14 protein-coding genes are annotated in these 17,422 nt (G+C 73.4%); 9 read left to right on the forward strand and 5 right to left on the reverse strand.

The features are described 5' to 3' along the window. Window positions 1–247 precede the first annotated feature (247 nt). From ACFWI4_RS11005 to ACFWI4_RS11030, 6 genes are all read left to right on the forward strand, one after another. The gene (locus ACFWI4_RS11005; RefSeq protein WP_387193676.1) at window positions 248–1,741 is read left to right on the forward strand and encodes an SCO6880 family protein; all 1,494 of its coding nucleotides are present in this window, start codon (window positions 248–250) and stop codon (window positions 1,739–1,741) included. Then, complete coding sequence (locus tag ACFWI4_RS11010) at window positions 1,738–3,261, forward strand: ATP/GTP-binding protein (RefSeq protein ID WP_387193679.1); 1,524 nt, start codon at window positions 1,738–1,740, stop codon at window positions 3,259–3,261. Before ACFWI4_RS11005 ends, ACFWI4_RS11010 begins: the two co-directional genes overlap by 4 nt. A 99-nt stretch (window positions 3,262–3,360) precedes the next feature. After that, complete coding sequence (locus ACFWI4_RS11015) at window positions 3,361–5,118, forward strand: type IV secretory system conjugative DNA transfer family protein (protein WP_387193682.1); 1,758 nt, start codon at window positions 3,361–3,363, stop codon at window positions 5,116–5,118. Further along, the gene (locus ACFWI4_RS11020; RefSeq protein ID WP_387193685.1) at window positions 5,115–5,567 is read left to right on the forward strand and encodes a DUF4913 domain-containing protein; all 453 of its coding nucleotides are present in this window, start codon (window positions 5,115–5,117) and stop codon (window positions 5,565–5,567) included. The genes ACFWI4_RS11015 and ACFWI4_RS11020 overlap by 4 nt, the downstream gene beginning before the upstream one ends. Before the next feature lie 18 nt (window positions 5,568–5,585). Further along, window positions 5,586–5,897, forward strand: a complete 312-nt coding sequence (locus ACFWI4_RS11025) for a hypothetical protein (RefSeq protein ID WP_385408989.1) — start codon at window positions 5,586–5,588, stop codon at window positions 5,895–5,897. Then, on the forward strand, window positions 5,894–7,261 hold the full coding sequence (locus ACFWI4_RS11030) for a zeta toxin family protein (RefSeq protein ID WP_387193689.1): 1,368 nt from the start codon (window positions 5,894–5,896) through the stop codon (window positions 7,259–7,261). Before ACFWI4_RS11025 ends, ACFWI4_RS11030 begins: the two co-directional genes overlap by 4 nt. 59 nt (window positions 7,262–7,320) lie before the next feature. Here the strand turns inward: ACFWI4_RS11030 and ACFWI4_RS11035 are convergent, their stop codons facing one another. Beyond that, the gene (locus tag ACFWI4_RS11035; protein ID WP_387193693.1) at window positions 7,321–7,878 is read right to left on the reverse strand and encodes a hypothetical protein; all 558 of its coding nucleotides are present in this window, start codon (window positions 7,876–7,878) and stop codon (window positions 7,321–7,323) included. A 46-nt stretch (window positions 7,879–7,924) separates the two neighbouring features. On the opposite strand from ACFWI4_RS11035, the gene ACFWI4_RS11040 reads away from it, so the two are divergent. Together ACFWI4_RS11040 and ACFWI4_RS11045 are read left to right on the forward strand one after the other, a co-directional pair. Beyond that, window positions 7,925–10,504 (forward strand): hypothetical protein, encoded by a 2,580-nt coding sequence (locus tag ACFWI4_RS11040; protein ID WP_387193697.1) that lies wholly within the window; start codon window positions 7,925–7,927, stop codon window positions 10,502–10,504. A gap of 625 nt (window positions 10,505–11,129) precedes the next feature. Next, window positions 11,130–11,714, forward strand: a complete 585-nt coding sequence (locus ACFWI4_RS11045) for a flavodoxin family protein (RefSeq protein ID WP_387193700.1) — start codon at window positions 11,130–11,132, stop codon at window positions 11,712–11,714. Window positions 11,715–11,723: 9 nt separating this feature from the next. On the opposite strand, the gene ACFWI4_RS11050 is transcribed toward ACFWI4_RS11045, so the two are convergent. From ACFWI4_RS11050 to ACFWI4_RS11060, 3 genes are read right to left on the reverse strand one after another with little or no spacing between them, the layout of a single operon-like run. Continuing rightward, a complete protein-coding gene (locus ACFWI4_RS11050) occupies window positions 11,724–12,635 on the reverse strand; it encodes an ABC transporter permease (RefSeq protein WP_387193703.1) in 912 nt (303 codons plus the stop codon). Next, complete coding sequence (locus ACFWI4_RS11055; protein WP_387193706.1) at window positions 12,622–13,644, reverse strand: ABC transporter ATP-binding protein; 1,023 nt, start codon at window positions 13,642–13,644, stop codon at window positions 12,622–12,624. Before ACFWI4_RS11055 ends, ACFWI4_RS11050 begins: the two co-directional genes overlap by 14 nt. Window positions 13,645–13,688: 44 nt before the next feature. Next, window positions 13,689–14,984 carry an outer membrane lipoprotein carrier protein LolA gene (locus ACFWI4_RS11060; protein ID WP_387193709.1) on the reverse strand — a complete coding sequence of 432 codons (1,296 nt, stop codon included), beginning with the start codon at window positions 14,982–14,984 and terminating at the stop codon, window positions 13,689–13,691. Window positions 14,985–15,352: 368 nt separating this feature from the next. Here ACFWI4_RS11060 and ACFWI4_RS11065 point away from each other — a divergent pair, with 368 nt between their 5' ends. After that, complete coding sequence (locus ACFWI4_RS11065; protein ID WP_387193712.1) at window positions 15,353–15,949, forward strand: hypothetical protein; 597 nt, start codon at window positions 15,353–15,355, stop codon at window positions 15,947–15,949. 184 nt (window positions 15,950–16,133) lie between these two features. On the opposite strand, the gene ACFWI4_RS11070 is transcribed toward ACFWI4_RS11065, so the two are convergent. Beyond that, on the reverse strand, window positions 16,134–17,144 hold the full coding sequence (locus ACFWI4_RS11070) for a polyprenyl synthetase family protein (protein WP_328554042.1): 1,011 nt from the start codon (window positions 17,142–17,144) through the stop codon (window positions 16,134–16,136). Window positions 17,145–17,422: the final 278 nt, after the last annotated feature.

The following is a 17,422-nucleotide window of genomic DNA, read 5'->3' on the forward strand; positions in this document are numbered from 1 at the left end:
ACCCTCGCCGTACAGGCCGCCGCGGTCGCCGTACAGACCGGTGTCGCCGCGGCGAGCGAGGTCGCCAACTCCCTGAACGACAACGACGGGATGAAGGGCCACAACCAGTAGCGGCCACGAGGCCGAGAAGCCACGGCCCCGAGCGGGTTCCGGGGCGGCGCGCCTCCCGCCGTCACGGGGGCGGCCACCGCCCCGGAACCCCACCCCAGTCACGTATCCAGCGCTTCGAGCCGGAAGAAGGAACCCCATGTCCACCGACGCCATGACGCGTCCCACGTACGGGAACTGGCGCAGGCCCCGCCGTCCCGGACTCGGTCCGCTGGGTCTGCTCGGCACCGTCGTCGCCTTCGGCGGACTGCTGGTGGCGCTGCTGGCCTCCCTGGTGTCGCTGACGGCCGCGATCGCCGTCCTCGTACCGGTCGGGCTCTTCCTCGCCCCGCTGGCCCTGCGCACGGTCGACGGCCGCAACGTCTACCAGGTCCTCGCGGTCCGCGTCGGCTGGACCCGGCGCAAGTCGTCCGGCTCGCACACCTACCTCTCCGGTCCGCTGTCCAAGCGCCCCGGCGGCCGCTACCAGCCGCCCGGACTGCTCGCGCGCACCCGGATGCACGAGGGCCGCGACGCCTACAACCGTCCCTTCGGCGTGCTGCACCACCCCGGCCGCGGCCTGTACACGGTGGTCCTGGCCTGTGAACCCGACGGCGGTTCCCTGGTCGACCCCTCCCAGGTCGACATCTGGGTGGCCTCCTGGGGCGACTGGCTCGCCCGGCTCTCGCACGAACCGGGCCTGCGCGGAGCCCAGGTCGTCGTGGAGACCGCCCCCGACACCGGGACCCGGCTCGCGGCCGAGGTGCTCCCCCGGATCGCCCCCGACGCGCCGGCCGCCGCGCGCGCCGTGATGGAGGAGGTCGTCGAGCGCTACCCGTCGGCTTCCTCCGAGATGCACACGTACATCGCCCTGACCTACGGTCCGACGGGCGGCCCCAGGCGCGGCACGGACGACATCGTCACCGACCTGTCGATGCGGCTGCCCGGACTGCTGTCCGGACTGGTCGCGGCGGGCGGCGGCAGCGCCTACCCGCTGGCGGCCGACCGGCTCGCCGAGATCGTCCGGGTCGCGTACGACCCCGCCATCGCGCCCGATGTGCTCAGCGCCCGCGCCGAGCACGCCGAGACCGGGGTGGAGTGGGCCGACGCGGGCCCGGCCGCGGCCGTGGAGACCGTCACCGCGTACAAGCACGACTCGGGTGTCTCGCGCACCTGGATGCTGACGCTCGCGCCGCGCGGCACGGTCCGCTCCAGCGTGCTGCGCGGGCTCCTCGAACCGGCCCCTGGCACCCGGCGCAAGCGGGTCTCCCTGATCTACCGGCCGATCGACCCGGCGACCTCGGCCCGCATCGTCGAGTCCGACCGGCGCACCGCGCACTTCATGGCGGGCTCCAAGCGCGGTCTCGTCCAGGCGCGGGCCAGTTCGGAGATGCAGGCGGCCGAGCAGACCGCGGCCGAGGAGGCGGCGGGCGCGGGACTCGTGGAGTTCTCGCTGATGGTGACGGTCACCGTGGACGACGAGGCGCAGTTGCAGGACGCGGGCGTCACCGTGCGCAACCTCCAGGCCTCGTCCCGCATCCTGATGCGCCCCGCCGACCGCATGCAGGCCGCGGCCTTCACCTGCACGCTGCCGGTCGGCCTGCTCCCGTGGGAGCACACCCTCGTCCCGTACCAGATCAGGGAGGCACTGTGAGCAGGCAGCAGGCACCGGGGACCCGGACGGCCCCGGGCGGTCCCGCCGTCGCGCCGCCGCGCGGCTGGTACGGCCCCGCGGGCGGCCAGGTCGGGCACGTCGACCCGCCCGCGCTGTGGCGCGCGACCACCGTGCAGGCGTGCGGGCTGTGGCCGTTCACGGCCGGCTCCGGCGCGCCGATGACCGGCGTCCCGCTCGGCCAGCATCTGCACACCGGCGCGACCGTGTGCGGCGACCCCATCTCCTGGTTCACCCGGGCCCGTTACATCTCCAACCCGTCGCTGTTCATGCTCGGCATGCCCGGCCTCGGCAAGTCGACCCTGGTCAACCGGATGCTCATCGGCATGTCCGCGACCGGCATCACACCGCTGGTGCTCGGCGACCTCAAGCCCGACTACGCCGACACCGTACGGGCGCTGGGCGGCCAGGTGATCTCCATCGGGCGCGGGGTCGGCGGCATCAACGTCCTCGACCCGGGCGCGATGGGCGAGGCCGCGGCCCGGATCGGCGGCGAGCGCGGCCGGATCCTGGCCGCGGAGGCGCACGGCCGGGTGCTGAACATGGTCGCGGCGCTGATCACCATCGTGCGCGGGCGCCCCATGGACGACCACGAGCAGTCGGTGCTGTCCGCCTGTCTGCACCATCTCGCGGAGCGTACGAAGCCGGGGCGGCCGCCGCTCCTGCCGGATCTGCTGAAGGTGCTGGACGAGGGTCCCGACCGGGTCCGCGCGGTGACGCTCGACCGTGGCAACGAGGCCCGCTACCAGGAGGCCGTGGACCCGCTGCACCGCTCGCTGCTCGGCGTGCTCGACGGCCCGCTCGGCGACACCTTCGCCAGCGAGACGTCCACCCGGATCGACCCGGCCTCGCCCGCGGTCTGCGTGGACATCTCCCGGATCGGCGAGGCCGACACCCAGCTGACCGCCGCGGCGATGCTCGCGGCCTGGTCCGACGGGCTCGGCACGGTGGCCGCCGCGCACGCGCTCGCCGACGCCGGACTCGCCCCGCAGCGCTGGTTCTTCACCGTCCTCGACGAGCTGTGGCGCCCGCTGCGGGCCGCCTCCGGCATCGTGGAGCGGATCGACGCGCTGACCCGATTGAACCGGTCGCTCGGCCTCGGCGACGCGAAGATCACCCACACGCTGAAGGACGCCGAGGCCCTCGGCAGCGAGTCCGACCGCGCCAAGGCGCGCGGCTTCGTGGAGCGGGCGGGCATGGTCGTCTGCGCCGGGCTCCCCCGCTCGGAGATGCGGGAGCTCGGCGAGATCGTCGGCATGTCCGAGCGCGAGATCGAGCTCGTGTCGTCCTGGTCGTCGCCGCCCGGCTGGGCCAGCACCGGCGGCAACGAGGAGCCGCCGGGCCGCGGACGCTTCCTGATCAAGGTGGGCGGCCGCCCCGGCATCCCGATCAAGGTGTCCATCACGGACACCGAACGGGCCCTGCACAACACGAACACCCGCTGGTCGGAAGCGGGCAAGCCGTCCTTGCACAAGGGAAGTTCCAGCCCGTCCGGCGTTTGAGGACCCGCGCGGAGCGCGGCAGGGGGGTCCGGGGGCACCACCCCGGAACGGGACGGGCAGGGGCGGCGGGGGCGAGAAAAATCCAACGGGGGAGCAGAGATGCGCAGCACACGCAGGACGGGACCCGGAGCCGGGGAGGACCTCCTCCCCTGGATCGTGCCGGGGACCGCGTTCCTCATCGGCACCGCGTTCTTCGGCGCCTGGCTGGGCGGAACCCTGGGCGCGGCGGCGACCGGCGCGGGCTGGCACCCGCCCCCCTTCGCCCTGTCCACCCTCTCGACCCTGGTGAAGAAGGGCCCGGCCCCCCTGTGGCCGACCACCTCACCGACCGCGCTCGCCGCGGGCATGGCCACCGTCCTCGGCACCGTCGTGGCGGCGATCACCGCCCTGACCGTGCTCGTACGACGCCGGCTCACCGCGCCCACCGGTCTCGCCGGCCGCAAGGAACTGGCCGCCCTCCTGCCCAGGGGCGCCGCCCGGCGGGCCCGTGAACTCCGGCCAGGGCTGGCCAAACTGGGAAAGGTCACCCCTGACGACACCGGGAACCTGATCGGCGACCTCGAACCCCGCGGCCCCGAACTCCGCTCCAGCTACGAGGACGTGGAGCTCGACCTGATGGCACCCCGCGCGGGCAAGTCCACCGGCATCGCGGTCCCGCGCGTCCTGCGGGCCCGCGGCAGCGTGCTGCTGACCTCGAACAAGGCGGACGTGTACAGCGTGACCCGGGCGGAACGCGAACGCGTCGGCCGGGTCTGGACGTTCGACCCCCAGGGCATCGCCCACAGCCCGCGCGGCCTGTGGTGGGACATGCTCGCGGAGGCGGCCACGATCGAGGGCGCCCGCCGGCTGGCCGGGCACTTCGTCGGCGCGGTCAACGACGACGCCTCGCGCCGCGACTTCTGGATCTCCGCCGCCCAGAACACGCTCACGGCCCTCTTCCACGCCGCCCAGCGCGGCGGACGCCCCATCGGCGAGGTCCTCGCCTGGCTGGCCGACCCGGCCGACCGCACCCCCGTCGACCTGCTCCGCGACGCCGGCATGACGGCACTCGCGGACCAGCTGCACGGCACCGTGCAGGGCGCGGTGGAGACCCGGGACGGCATCTACGAGACCAGCCGCCAGTGCGTCGCCTGTCTCCTCGACCCGGGGATCGCCGCCTGGGTCACCCCCGATCCCGCACTCCCCCAGTTCTTCCCCGACCGGCACGTCCTGTCCCGCGACACGCTCTATCTGCTCTCCAAGGACGGCGGCGGCTCCGCGGCCGGTGTCGTCGCCGCCGCCGCGGACTCCGTACTGCGTGCGGGAGTCGTCGCCGCCGAGCGGATGGGCGGACGCCTCGAACCGCCGATGACGGCGGTCCTCGACGAGGCGGCGAACGTCTGCCGCATCTCCGATCTCCCCGATCTGTACTCGCACTTCGGCTCACGGGGCATCAACATCGTGACGCTGCTCCAGAGTTACCGGCAGGGCTCGCGGGTCTGGGGCGAGGCGGGCATGGACGCGCTGTGGTCGGCCGCGACCATCAAGCTGCTCGGCGCGGGACTCGACGACGCCGACTTCGTGGAGAAGGTCTCCCGGCTGGTCGGCGAGCACGAGGTGTCGACGGTCAGCTGGTCCAGGAGCCGGGAAGGACGGTCCCGGTCGACCTCGTACCGCGTGGAGCGCATCCTGCCCGCCGACCGCATCCGCGCCCTGCCCAAGGGCACCGCCCTGCTCCTGGCCACCGGCATCAGACCGGCCCTGGTCCGGCTCCGCCCCTGGTACGCCGAACCGGGCGCCGACCGCGTCGCGACGGCGGCACAGGCCGAGGTGAAGGCCATCACGGCCCGCGCGACAGAGAGGATCACCAGCCGATGACGACCGTCGACTCCGGTCAGCAGTACACCGAGGCACCGCCGTTCATCCTCTGCCTCGACGGCCACGAGTACACCGAGGAGATGGGACGGCTGGCCGTCTGGGTGGCCGATCTGCTCGTGCCCGTCTACGGCCGGGAGGTCAGCTCGCAGCAGCCCTGGTGCCCGCGCTGGTGGGAGCACCCGGAGGCGGTCGCCCGGCTGCACGGGCTGTGGCTGGCCTGGCAGGAGCACACCGACCCGGCGGCCGGCGCGTCAGGACCCGCCGTCTGGCACCGCGACCACCTCGGCGCCGTACTGTCCGAACTGCGTTCCCCCAGTGGCCCGTTCGCGGGCTGCAAGGACGGCAGCCACCGCCCGAAGACACCACCCGCGGTCGAGTCGTACGAGGACGCCGTCGCCGCGTCCCGGCAGCGGCCCGGCCCGGATCCGTACGAGACCAGTCTCTGGTGAAGGAGGAATACTCCGCCCATGAACGACACCCCCGCACCCGGCGCGTCCGCCGCAGGCTCGGCCCCCTCCCTGCGTGCCTACCTCGGCCTCTACGCCGCCGGATTCGTGGAACGTGAGCAGATGATCGCGACCGTCGCCGGCTGGCCCTTCGAGGCCGAGGAAGGGCTCGACGAGGGCCACCCCGAGCCGACCCACCAGGACAACACGCTGTCCGTGCTCGCCGCGGCACGGCTGCTCGGGCAGGTGACCCGCGAGGACGTGGAGGAGATCCAGCGCAGGATCGACGGCCGGCCGGACGGCCCGGCGGACGGGGCCGAGCGGCTGCCATGACCACGGGCGACAGGCCGGAGGCGGGGCTCGGACCCGAATACCGCCCGCTGTACCGGGAGTTGCAGACCCGGATGTCCCCGGGCGGTGATCTCGCGCCGGGCGGCGCCGACACGTTCGGACGGTTCAGGCGCGGTGCGCTGTGGACGCCGGACCGCGAACGGATGCACTCCGCGATTCTGGCGGAGTTCAGGGCGCGCTGCGCGGGCATGCCGCGCGACGGCCACGCCGCCCTGCTCACCGCCGGGGCACCCGGGGCCGGGAAGGGCGGCGCGCTGCGCGCGCTCGACGCGTGGCAGGGGCGCGACGACGAACTGGGCCGGGCCCTGAGACACGCGCACGGCATCGACGTACGCGACTACGTGGTCCTGGACCCGGACGCGTTCAAGGTCGCGATCTTCGAGCACGGCGGATCACCGTATCTTCCGCCGCACGCCCGCGAGTTGTCCGACGGCCGGCCGCTCGCCCCGTCCGAGACGGCCTCGCTCACGCACCGCGAGTCGGCCTTCCTCCAGGGGGTCTTCGAGCAGTGGGCGCGCTCCGAGGGCTACAACCTCCTCTACGACGCGACCCTGCGCGACCAGCACTGGAACGAGAAGCTCCTCGGCGACCTGCGCGCCGACGGCTACGACCGGCGCGTCCTGCTCTCGGTCGAGGTCCCCGTCGAACAGTGCCTCGCCCAGAACGCGGGCCGCTGGCAGCAGGGACGCATCGAGTTCGACGCGGGCCGTGACCCGTACGGGGGTCGCATGGCCCCCGAGGCCATGATCGAGGACCTGTACGCGCGCGGCACCTCGGGGCGCGGGTTCTCGGTCGGCCGCGAGAACGCGGAGAAGCTGGTCGAGGGGGGCCTGGCCACCGCGCTGATCACCTCGGAGCGGGGCGCGTTCCCCACGGGACCGGCCCCGGCGACGGCACCGGGACTCGGCGCGTCGGCCGGGGCGGGGACGGGACTCGGCGCATGGCCGGTCGGGGCGGGTGGGCCGGTGGGGGCCGTGTCCGGGGCGGGTGCGGGTGCGCCGGTGGGAGCGGTGTCCGGGGCGAGCGGGCCCGGTGGGGTGGCGTCAGGGCTCGGTGGCCCGGGTGGGTCGGCGTCCGGGGCGGGTGGGCCGGTCGGGGCCGTGTCCGGGGCCGGTGGGCCCGGTGGTGTGGTGCCGGGGGACGGTGGAGTCGTGTCGGGGGGTGGTGGCGTGGTCGGTTTCCGGCAGGGTGATGCCACGATCCGGGTCGCCACCGCGGCACGCCTGCGGTCGGGAGGCGGGAGCGCCGTCCCGGCGGCCGGCCGGGCACCGGGCACCGCGGGAACCACGGCTCCGGCCGCCGCGGCCGTACCGCGCGCCGCGCCCCGGACCCCGCGGGCGCCGTGAGGGCGGGCAGCACCGGGGGTGCGGGGAGCGCCGGGGGTGCGGGAACCCGGGGGAAGGGGTCAGGCGCCCGGCTGCGGGCCGACGGGGGCGATGCTCTCCAGGATGCGGCGCTTGCGGGCGATGTTCTCCAGGAGCGCGGCCCGCTCGAAGCGGTGCGGGGCCCTCTCGTACTCCTCCCGGCCGCGCTCCGAGGTGAACGACTCCGCCGGGACCCGATCGGCGCCCTGCGGAAGGAACTTGAGGACCTCCTCGACCGCCGCGAGCGCGAACGCGGAGCCCTCGCGCTGCTCGTGCCGCCCGGCGGGCGGGGTGTGCAGCAGCCGCAGCCCCGCGTCCGTGGCCACCTGGTCACCGACCCACAGGAACTCCCCGGGGTCGATGATCCGCGAGGGCTCGGAACCGCCGAACGCCGGTGGCTCGGGCGGGAGTTCGTCGGTGAGCCGGAACGCGAACGAGCGGGCGCTGCCGCACCGGGGGCAGACACCCTCGTACACCGCGACGAGGACCCCGTCACGCTCGTCGAGACGGTGCTCGCGCTCGAAGCCCTCCTCCCCGCACGCACACGCGTGGAGGTCCATGTAGAGGTGTGCTTCCTGCGTCGAACGGGCGATCAGCATGCCAAGATCTTACGTGCCACGAGGCCGTTCAAGGGGGAAAGTGCCAGTGGACCAGGAACCGCTCGGGCCGCGCGCGGAGCCCGTCGTCATCACCGCGACCGACGTCGCGGGCAGCCGTTTCGTCTCGGGCACCGGCGCCGCGCCCGACCCGGGACGGCAGGCGGCCGTCGTCGCGCAGGCGGAGAGCACCCTGCCGATGGTGGTGAGCAGCCTCTACGGACAGCGGCTGGCCTCGGTCGAGCTGCGGTCCGGCGCCGCGGGCGACCGCTTCTTCGCGCTCACCGACGACCGGGGCCGCAACCTCACCCTGCGGCTGGACGCCGTACCGCTCCCCTCCGGCACGGTCGCGCGGACCCACGTCAACACCACCTCGGACCAGCACGTCGTCCAGCTCTCCGACCGGATGGACCCGCGCCAGGTGGGACGGGCGCTGAGCCACGAGGTCGGCGAACTGCTCGCGGTGCGCGACCGGGCGACCCGCGCCGCCGCCGGCGATCCCGGGGCCGCGGGTGTCGCCCCGAACCGCGAGCAGCTGCTCGCCCGCGGCGGGCTCGGGAACGCGGCGCGGCGCCTGAGCCTCACCGAGGAGGACCTCGGCCGGGTCGGTGAGCTCAACCACCTCGCCGCCCGCATGAACGACACCTCTCTCGGCGCCTCCCAACGCGCCGAGTCCAGAGGCGAGTTGTCGGCCCTCATCGACCACCTGGGGCTGCGTCCGCAGGCCCCCGCCGACTCGGACCGCCATACGCCGGAGCTCCGGGCGGCCGACATCCGCCGCGACCTCGTCGACCCCCATCTGACCCCCGCGGCGGTCGGCGCCCTGCGCGAACTGGCCGTCCCCGTCGAGCGGTTGAACGCTGCCGACGCCACCGAGCTGCACGAGTTCCGCTCCCGGGCCGAGCACGCCCGGCCCCTCGGCGCGTCCGCCGAAACCCCTCCCCTGCCCGGGCTGCGGCCCGACGGCTCCCCCGTCCCCCGCGAGCAGCTCGCCGCGGCGGCGGCCGGGGCGGCCGACGAACGCACCCGGGCCGGCGCCGCCACCCTGGACGGGCTGCGCGCGGAGACCGCCGCCACCGGCGAGTGGCCCACCCGCCAGGTCGTCGTCGGCGGCGGCGCCAGCCTCGTCGGACGCGACCCGCGGGCTCTGCTCGTCGACGCACGCGGCCGCTGGCACCTGGACCCGGGCGAGGGCATCGTCCAGTCCCCCGACCAGACGAGGGACATGCGGGCCAACGGGCTCGGCGACGCCCACCAGTTCGCCGATCCGACCGCGCGGGTGCCGCGCGACGCGGTGCGCCTGTGGGAGGACCAGCTCGCCGTGCGCGGACCCCTCGTCGACGGCACCGCGGCCCTGGTCCCGGCCGGCGACGGCCGCCTCTACGCGCACATCCGGCCCGCCGACGGCTCCCCCGACCTCTATGTGAAGGTCGAGGGCACGCCGACCGTGGCCACCGGGCTGCCGCCGGAGATGGTGCCGGGCGTCGACCGCCGGGACGCGGTGGACCTGCCGGAGGCGCTCGACGCCCTACGGGGGCAGCTGCCCGCCGATTCGCCGGCGCGCGCCCGGCTGACCGGGGAGGTCGGCGCGGAGGGGGCGCTGCGGATACTGCGGGAGGAAGGCGTCCTCGACACGCTGCGCTCGGACGGCGGGGCGCGGGCCGCGCTCCAGACCCTCGACGCGACCGCCCGGTGGGAGCAGGCGCGGGCCGCGGCTCCCGGGCGGGTCTTCATCGGCGACGAGATCGCCCTCGGCCGCTTCGACGCGAGTGCCGCGGCGGCGGAGGGTGCTCCGAAGACGTGGCTGGTCGCGGGCGCCGGCGGCACGGGGGTGGCCAACGCCGAGATCATCCTGGAGGCCGACCCCGAGGCGCGGGTCACCATCTACGGGCCGAACCTGCCGCCGGCGCTGGAGAACCAGGTGCAGTTCACGGCGTTGCGGGAGCGGTTCGTGAGCGAGTACGGCGGGGACGGCCGCCTCACCATCGACATCGATCCCGGCAACCGGGTCGGCGCGGTGCGGATGTCCACCGGGGCCGACGGGAGGCCGCGGTTCCGGGAGGGGAACGTGGAGGCGGAGGCGTACGTGGCGAGCCTCGGGCGGACCGCACCGATGCCGGAGGCCCTGCGGGAGCTGAGCGAGCGGACGCGGGCCGGGGGCGGGCAGGTGCGCGGCGACCTGATGTTCGACCGGGACCGGCAGTACCTCGGGTACGGGGTCACCTTCGAGGCGGGGGGCAGGCGGCACCGGGTCGAGGTGACCGGTGCGGCGTCGCAACTGCTGCCCCGGGACGTGTTTCCCCGGGACACCCAGGCCGCCCTGACCGCCATGGCCGTCCGGCAGGTGCCCTCGCAGAGCGGTAACGCCGCTCCGGGGTTCGCTCCGGTGGCCGAGCAGGCGGCGCGGCTAGCGGAGGCGCGGGCGCGGGGGACGGTGGAGCGGCACGCGTCGGTTCCTGAGAGCTGGGGGAGGCCGGCGGTGGCGGGCGCGACGGCCCCGGTCAATCCCGCGGCGAACGCGGCCCGCCTCCAGTCCGGCCGCCGGCCCGCGCCCCCGTCCGGCGCCGCCGCACCCGCCGCTCCGGGCCCGGTCCCCCGGATCCAACGCCCACCACGGCCGAGCAGGTAGGGCCGGTCGGCGTCGCGGGTGCGGGGTCGGTCCGGTGGGTGGGCGGGGCCAAGCAGGTAGGGCCGGTCGGCGTCGCGGGTGCGGGGTCGGTCCGGTGGGTGGGTCGGGGCCGAGCCGGTGCATCAGGCCGTCGCCGTTGGATGAGGTGTGAACGTCGGTGGCAACGGCCATCGATGTACCGGCACGGCCCCGACGGCGCCGCGGCCGACTGCTGGCGCGTCCAGATTTCGGCTCCGGCTGGCGAAAGCTTCAGCCCTGCCCGCTCAGCTTTCAGCCCCGACCGGTCACCCCAGGCGGGGAAAGCTTCAGCCTCCACCGGCCACCCCGGGCAGGGAAAGCTTCAGCCTCCACCGGCCACCCCGGGCAGGGAAAGCTTCAGCCTCGACCGATCACCCCGGGTGGGGAGAGATTCAGCCCCTCCGGCGTTTGAGGAGCGGGGTCTGGGGCGGAGCCCCGGGTACGGGATGGGTAGGGGCGGAGGGGGCGAAAGAAGGCTGTTGGGGGGTCGGCGGGCGGGACTGGGGCCGGGCCTCCGAGAGGGAGAGGGCCCGTCCTGGACAGGTAAATGCGTGTGCATATATTGTTCACGCGTGTAATTGACCACCGCCGCACCCGGGGGGAAACCATGACCCGCAGATTCCTGTTCGTGCTCGGCAGCAGCCGCCCCGGCGGCAACACCGAAACCCTGGCCCGCAGAGCGGCCGACCAACTCCCCGCGGACACGGAGCAGCGCTGGCTCTCCCTCACAGAGCACCAGCTTCCCGACTTCGAGGACCTCCGCCGGGACGGCGACCACGTACGCCCACCGGCGGCGAGCTCGACGGCCCACCTGCTCGACGCCACCCTCGCGGCCACCGACATCGTGATCGCCTCACCGCTGTACTGGTACTCCGTCTCCGGACTGACCAAGCGCTACCTGGACCACTGGTCCGGCTGGCTCCGTACGCCCGGCGTCGACTTCAAGGCCACCCTGGCCGGACGCACCCTCTGGGGCGTCACCGCGCTCGCGCACGAGGAACCCGAGGTCGCCGGCCCCCTGATCGGCACGCTGAACCACACCGCCGCGTACATGGGGATGCGCTTCGGCGGAGTCCTCCTCGGCAACGGCAGCAAGCCCGGCGACGTACTGAACGACACCGGCGCCCTGACCCGCGCGAAGACCTTCTTCGCCCAGGAAGCGCCGCTCGCCCGCTTCCCCTACGAGCGGTGACACGTCCGCTCAGGCGGTGATGTCCTTCGTCGTGAACCGCGCCCACGCGGCCGACCCGAACACGGCGACGTACAGGCCCTGGAGGCCGAGGTCGCGGACCAGGCCGTCCCAGTAGACGGGGTCGCGCATGAGGTCGGCGAAGGACAGCCAGTAGTGCGAGAAGAAGTACGGCTGGAGCGCGTGCAGTTGGGGGATCTGGTCGAGGATCTGGACGGTGATCAGGAGACCGACCGTGGTCGCCATGGCCGCGATGCCGCTGTTGGTGAGCGTGGAGACGAACAGGCCGAGCGCGGCGACCCCGGTCAGTGACGCCGCCACGACCAGGGCGATGAGCAGCGCCCTGCCGAGCCCCTCGCCGAGACCGATCCGGGTCCCGGAGATCGTGGTCAGCTCGCCGAGCGGGAACAGCAGGGCGCCCACCGCGAACGCCGACACCGCCACCACCAGGGTCGCCACCAGGCAGAAGGTCATCGTGGTCGCGTACTTCGTGAGCAGCAGCCGGGTGCGTCCCGCGGGCGCGACCAGGAGGTAGCGCAGGGTGCCGGCGTTGGCCTCGCCCGCGATCGCGTCGCCCGCGATGACGCCGATCGCCATCGGCAGGAAGAAGGGGAGCGTCGCGGCCAGCCCGGTGAAGACCAGGAACAGTCCGTTGTTGGTGATCTGCGCGATGAACGCGGGACCCTGGCCCCGGTCCCCGCCCGCGGACGAACCGCCGTTCGTCTCGATCTTCACCGCGATGCCGATGAGGACCGGGACGGCCGCGAGCACGCCGAGCAGCGCGATCGTCCGCCAGCGGCGGAAGGTGGTGACGAGCTCGTCACGGAAGAGCCCGAAGGTCCACAGCGGGCTCGGCCCGCGCCGGGACCCCGGCTCCACGGCCGTCCGCGCGTCCGCACGCGGCGGACTTTCAGCCCGCGACATCGAATCCCTCCCCGGTCAGTGCCACGAACGCGTCCTCCAGCGAGGCCCGTTCGACTCCGAAGCCGCGGACCCGGACGCCCGCCGAGACCAACGCGGCGTTCACTTCGGCGAGTTCACGGTCCGGCGGCTCCGCGGTCACTCCCGTGACGGTGACGACGGCGTCCAGGACACCCTGCTCCTTGAGGACCCGTGCCGCGTCCCCGGTGTCCGGGGTGGTCACCACCAGGCGGCCCCGCGCGCCGGCCGCGAGGTCGGCCACCGGGCCCTGGACGACGAGCCTGCCCCGGGTCATCACGGCCGCGTGGGTGCAGACCTGCTCGATCTCGTCGAGCAGGTGCGAGGAGAGGAAGACGGTCGTGCCGTCGGAGGCCAGCTCCCTGACCAGGGAACGGATCTCGCGCATGCCCTGCGGGTCGAGACCGTTGGTCGGCTCGTCCAGGACGAGCAGCCGGCGGGGCTGCAGCAGCGCGGCCGCGAGACCGAGCCGCTGCTTCATGCCCAGGGAGTACGCCTTCGCCTTCTTTCCCGCCGCCGCGGACAGTCCGACCCGGTCCAGCGCGGCCTCGACGCGTGCCCTGCGGGTACGGGGATCGGCGGTCGGGTCCGCGGAGTCGTACCGGACGAGGTTGTCCCGGCCGGAGAGGAAGCCGTAGAGCGCGGGGCCCTCGATCAGGGCCCCTACGTGCGGGAGCACGGTGCGCGCGGACCGGGGCATGGGCCGCCCCAGCACGCTCGCCGTGCCCGAGGTCGGCTCGATCAGGCCCATCAGCATGCGGATGGTGGTGGTCTTGCCCGAGCCGTTCGGCCCGAGGAAGCCGAAGACGCTGCCCGCCGGGACGGTCAGGTCCAGGCCGTCGACGGCGAGCTGCCCGCCACGGTACCGCTTGCTCAGGGCACGGGTCGCGATGACCGTGCCCTCGTCCGCGGCACCGACACCGGTACTGGCACCGGCACCGGCGACACCTGGATCGCGTGCCGGGACGGGCTCGTCGGCGGACAGCTCCTCCATGGACTCCCTCGGTTCGCTTCTCCCGGCCGCGCCCGGGATCTGCCTCAGTGGGCCGCGTTCGCGGCCTTCACCAGCGCGGCCTTGGTGACGGCACCGGCGTACACCTTGCCGTCGTTCGTGATCAGCGCGTTGATCAGACGGGTCGAGTAGACCGTGCCCGAACCGAACTTGCCGCTCACGTGGTCACCGAGGGAGTTCAGGAATCCGGCGACGTCACCGTTGCCGGTCGCGCCTGCCGCACCGGACGCGCCGGAGGGCACGCCCTTGCCTCCGGTGTCGAGGACGACGATCGAGTTCCAGCCCTCGCCGATCGTCTTCGCACCGCCGAGACCGCCGGCCGCTCCCTCGTGGCCCTTCGGCGACCCCTTCTCCACGCCCTTGGGCTCGGCGCCCTTCGGGCCCTTGGACTCGCCGCCCTTCGCGCCCTTCGGCGTGTCGCCCTCGGTGACCTTCGCGCCCTTCGGCGGGGTGAAGGCGAACGTGGAGGCGGCCGGACGGGAGAAGTCGACCTGGGTGAAGCCCGCGTCCACGACGGCCGCGCCCCCGCTCGCCGGGGTCAGCGTGAACTTCAGCGGCAGCCCCGTCTTCGCGTCCACCGCGATGCTGATCGCGCCGACCGTGGTGCCGGACTGGCGGGGCTTGATGACCAGCTTGTAGGCGTCGCGGCCAGCGACGTGCGCGGTGCCGTCGACCTTGACCGAGGTCGTGTCGTCGACGGACTTGAGCACCTGGTCGGCGAAGTCCTTGGGGGTGGCCGGGACATCCCGCGGGGCCTTCCCCTCGGTCTTCCCACCGGCTTTTCCGTCGGCGTGCCCGGACTCGGCGGACGTCGAGTGGTAGACCTCGTTCGACTTGCTGTCGTAGCCCCAGACGTCCTTGCCGTCGTGGATGACGCTGTACTCGGCGGCGTTGTCCAGGAGGGAGACCTTGCCCCGGTCCGGTCCGTCGGCCGCCACGCGCAGTGTGTGGGTGCCGGAGGCCAGTTCGAGGAGCTTGGACTGCGGGTCGGCCGACGAACCGCCCTGGCCCTTGGCCGCGCCGGACAGCAGACCGCTCTCCAGACCGCCCAGGTCGGGCAGCCCCAGATCCGTGCTGATCTTGACCGTGCCGGACAGCTGCTGCACGTCCGACTTGGCGATCTTCTCGATGAGTTGCTGCGCGGTGACCTTCGGAAGGTTCGGGTCCCCGGAGTCGGCGAGTGCCGGGACGAGTCCGATCGTCGCCGCCGCCACCCCCACCACCGCGACCGGAACGACGTACCGCGCGGCCTTGCGTCGCCCGTCGAGCCTGTCGTCGGCCTCCGCGGCCCTCGCGCTGTCGTCGGATTCGTACGGTGCCATGTGTGCCTTACCTCCGTCGTCGGCGGCGGCCCTGCCCTCGTTCCGTGCTCCACCCCTAAGCCGCCATTCTCACCCGGACCGGTGAGGAGTGGTGTTCTCCATCTGACCAAATACGGCGGATGAAAGCGTCAACCCGCGGGCTCAACTCCGCGTAGTCCTGCGGTATGACGTGAGACCGCGGTACCTCCCCCCGACCCGTAGGGGTCACCCCTTTCCCCGCCCGTGTCACCCGGAAGGCATCAAGCACCTCGGTCATTCGAGTAAAAAACGGTGCGAATCCGTACTTACGGGTGGCAGCGATCGGATCGCACAGCTCTTCAGGGTTCGAGGGAACGAAGGATCGAAGATCGAGGGATCGAGGGATCGTCATGGTTGCCGTCAGGCACGTCACGGGATACGCCGCCATGGGCGCCGCCGTTCTGGCGCTCACGCTCGCGGGATGCGGAGGAGGGAGCGGCGGGAGCAGCAGCAAGAGCAGCGGGAGCAGCACCCCGCAGAGCAGCAGTTCGGCGCAGAACGCCGGCACGGGGTCGGCGACGTCGATGCTGACCACCGCCAACGTCGCGAAACTGGGCACGGTCGTGACCGACGGCAAGGGGTTCGTCCTCTACCGCTTCGACGCGGACTCGGCGAACCCGACCAAGGTCAGCTGTTACAGCACCTGCGCCGCGCTCTGGCCCGCGGCCACGACCACGACCAACGGCTCGGTGACCACGAAGGGCATCGACAAGAGCCTGGTCTCCACGGTCAAGCGCAACGACGGCAGCACCCAGATCACCCTCGCGGGCTGGCCCCTCTACCGGTACGCCAAGGACGACTCGCCGAAGGAGCCGTACGGCCAGGGTGTGGACGGGACCTGGTGGGCCGTCACCCCCAGCGGGGCAAAGATCACCACACCCACCGCGTCGACGTCCTCCGCACCGTCACCGGCCACGACGGGCACGGGGAGCAACGGAGGGTACTGACGGCTGATGGCGGCTGCTGAAGGTGGCTGACGGCAGCAGGCAGTGGCTCCGGGCAGTGGCTCCGGCGCGTCGCGGTACCGGCCGGTGCCGGACGCCCCCCGGGGAGGGGATCACAGGGCCGGCCTCGGCCGGCCCTGGACCGGTGACCCGCGCGCCGGGCTCGTACACGGCCCGCGCCGGCGTGTCAGCCGGCCCGGTGCACCACCGCGTCCACCAGTTCCACCAGCGCGGCCTTCGCGTCGCACTCGCGCAGCGGGGCCAGCGCGGCGCGCGCCTCCTCCGCGTAGCGGACGGTGTCACGGCGCGCCTGCTCCAGCGCGGGGTGCTCCCGCAGCCGGGCCAGCGCCTCCGCGTGCCGCGCGTCGTCCGTCAGGTCGGAGTCGAGCAGCTCGCACAGCGCGATGTCCTCGGCGAGGCCGAGGCGCTCCGCGCGCTCGCGCAGGCGCAGCACCGGCAGCGTGGCGATGCCCTCGCGCAGGTCCGTCCCCGGCGTCTTGCCGGACTCGTGCGAGTCGGACGCGATGTCGAGGACGTCGTCCGCGAGCTGGAAGGCGACGCCCAGCCGCTCCCCGTACTGCGTGAGCACGTCCACGACCGTCTCGTCGGCGCCCGACATCATCGCGCCGAACCGGCACGCGACCGCGACCAGCGATCCGGTCTTGCCGCCGAGCACGTCGAGGTAGTGGTCGACCGGGTCGCGGCCGTCGCGCGGCCCCGCGGTCTCCAGGATCTGCCCGGTCACCAGGCGCTCGAACGCCTCGGCCTGGATCCGGACGGCCTCGGGACCGAGGTCGGCCAGGATGTAGGAGGCACGGGCGAACAGGAAGTCGCCGGTCAGGACGGCCAGCGAGTTGCCCCAGCGGACGTTGGCGCTGTCCACCCCGCGCCGGACCTCGGCCTCGTCCATCACGTCGTCGTGGTACAGCGTGGCGAGATGGGTCAGCTCGACGACCACGGCCGAGGGCACGACACCCGGCGCGTAGGGGTCACCGAACTGGGCGGCGAGCATCACGAGCAGCGGCCTGAACCGCTTGCCGCCGGCCCGCACGAGGTGCTGGGCGGCTTCCGTGATGAACGGGACCTCGCTCTTGGTGGCTTCGAGCAAACCCTCCTCGACAGCCGCCAATCCGGCCTGGACATCGGCTTCGAGAGCCTGGTCCCGCACGCTCAGCCCGAACGGCCCGACGACGGTCACGAGAGGTTCTCCTGTCTGCTGACGATCACATGGCGAACTCGGTCGATCATTCGGTCGATGACACGGTTTGTCGATGTGTCGCTGCCATCACTCAAGTCAGCGTATCCGGTCACGTTTCGATCACCGCGAGCGCCCACCGTCCCCCGGCCCACTTCGCTCCGCCAGGAGGTATGAGGGAGTACACCCGGAAGGCATACGGGAAGCACCTGCGTGCCCCAACGGCGGGTACCCCGGTTCACGGGCGCCACCCGATCACGGACGGTATGTTCATGATCGGA

Origin of the sequence: Streptomyces sp. NPDC127038 (genome assembly GCF_042725875.1) — a bacterium.
GTDB lineage: Bacteria > Actinomycetota > Actinomycetes > Streptomycetales > Streptomycetaceae > Streptomyces.

Coding starts and splice junctions, on each gene's coding strand:
- ACFWI4_RS11005 (WP_387193676.1), top strand. CDS start 248: ATGTCCACCGACGCCATGACGCGTCCCACGTACGGGAACTGGCGCAGG.
- ACFWI4_RS11015 (WP_387193682.1), top strand. CDS start 3,361: ATGCGCAGCACACGCAGGACGGGACCCGGAGCCGGGGAGGACCTCCTC.
- ACFWI4_RS11020 (WP_387193685.1), top strand. CDS start 5,115: ATGACGACCGTCGACTCCGGTCAGCAGTACACCGAGGCACCGCCGTTC.
- ACFWI4_RS11025 (WP_385408989.1), top strand. CDS start 5,586: ATGAACGACACCCCCGCACCCGGCGCGTCCGCCGCAGGCTCGGCCCCC.
- ACFWI4_RS11030 (WP_387193689.1), top strand. CDS start 5,894: ATGACCACGGGCGACAGGCCGGAGGCGGGGCTCGGACCCGAATACCGC.
- ACFWI4_RS11035 (WP_387193693.1), bottom strand. CDS start 7,878: ATGCTGATCGCCCGTTCGACGCAGGAAGCACACCTCTACATGGACCTC.
- ACFWI4_RS11045 (WP_387193700.1), top strand. CDS start 11,130: ATGACCCGCAGATTCCTGTTCGTGCTCGGCAGCAGCCGCCCCGGCGGC.
- ACFWI4_RS11050 (WP_387193703.1), bottom strand. CDS start 12,635: ATGTCGCGGGCTGAAAGTCCGCCGCGTGCGGACGCGCGGACGGCCGTG.
- ACFWI4_RS11055 (WP_387193706.1), bottom strand. CDS start 13,644: ATGGAGGAGCTGTCCGCCGACGAGCCCGTCCCGGCACGCGATCCAGGT.
- ACFWI4_RS11060 (WP_387193709.1), bottom strand. CDS start 14,984: ATGGCACCGTACGAATCCGACGACAGCGCGAGGGCCGCGGAGGCCGAC.
- ACFWI4_RS11065 (WP_387193712.1), top strand. CDS start 15,353: ATGGTTGCCGTCAGGCACGTCACGGGATACGCCGCCATGGGCGCCGCC.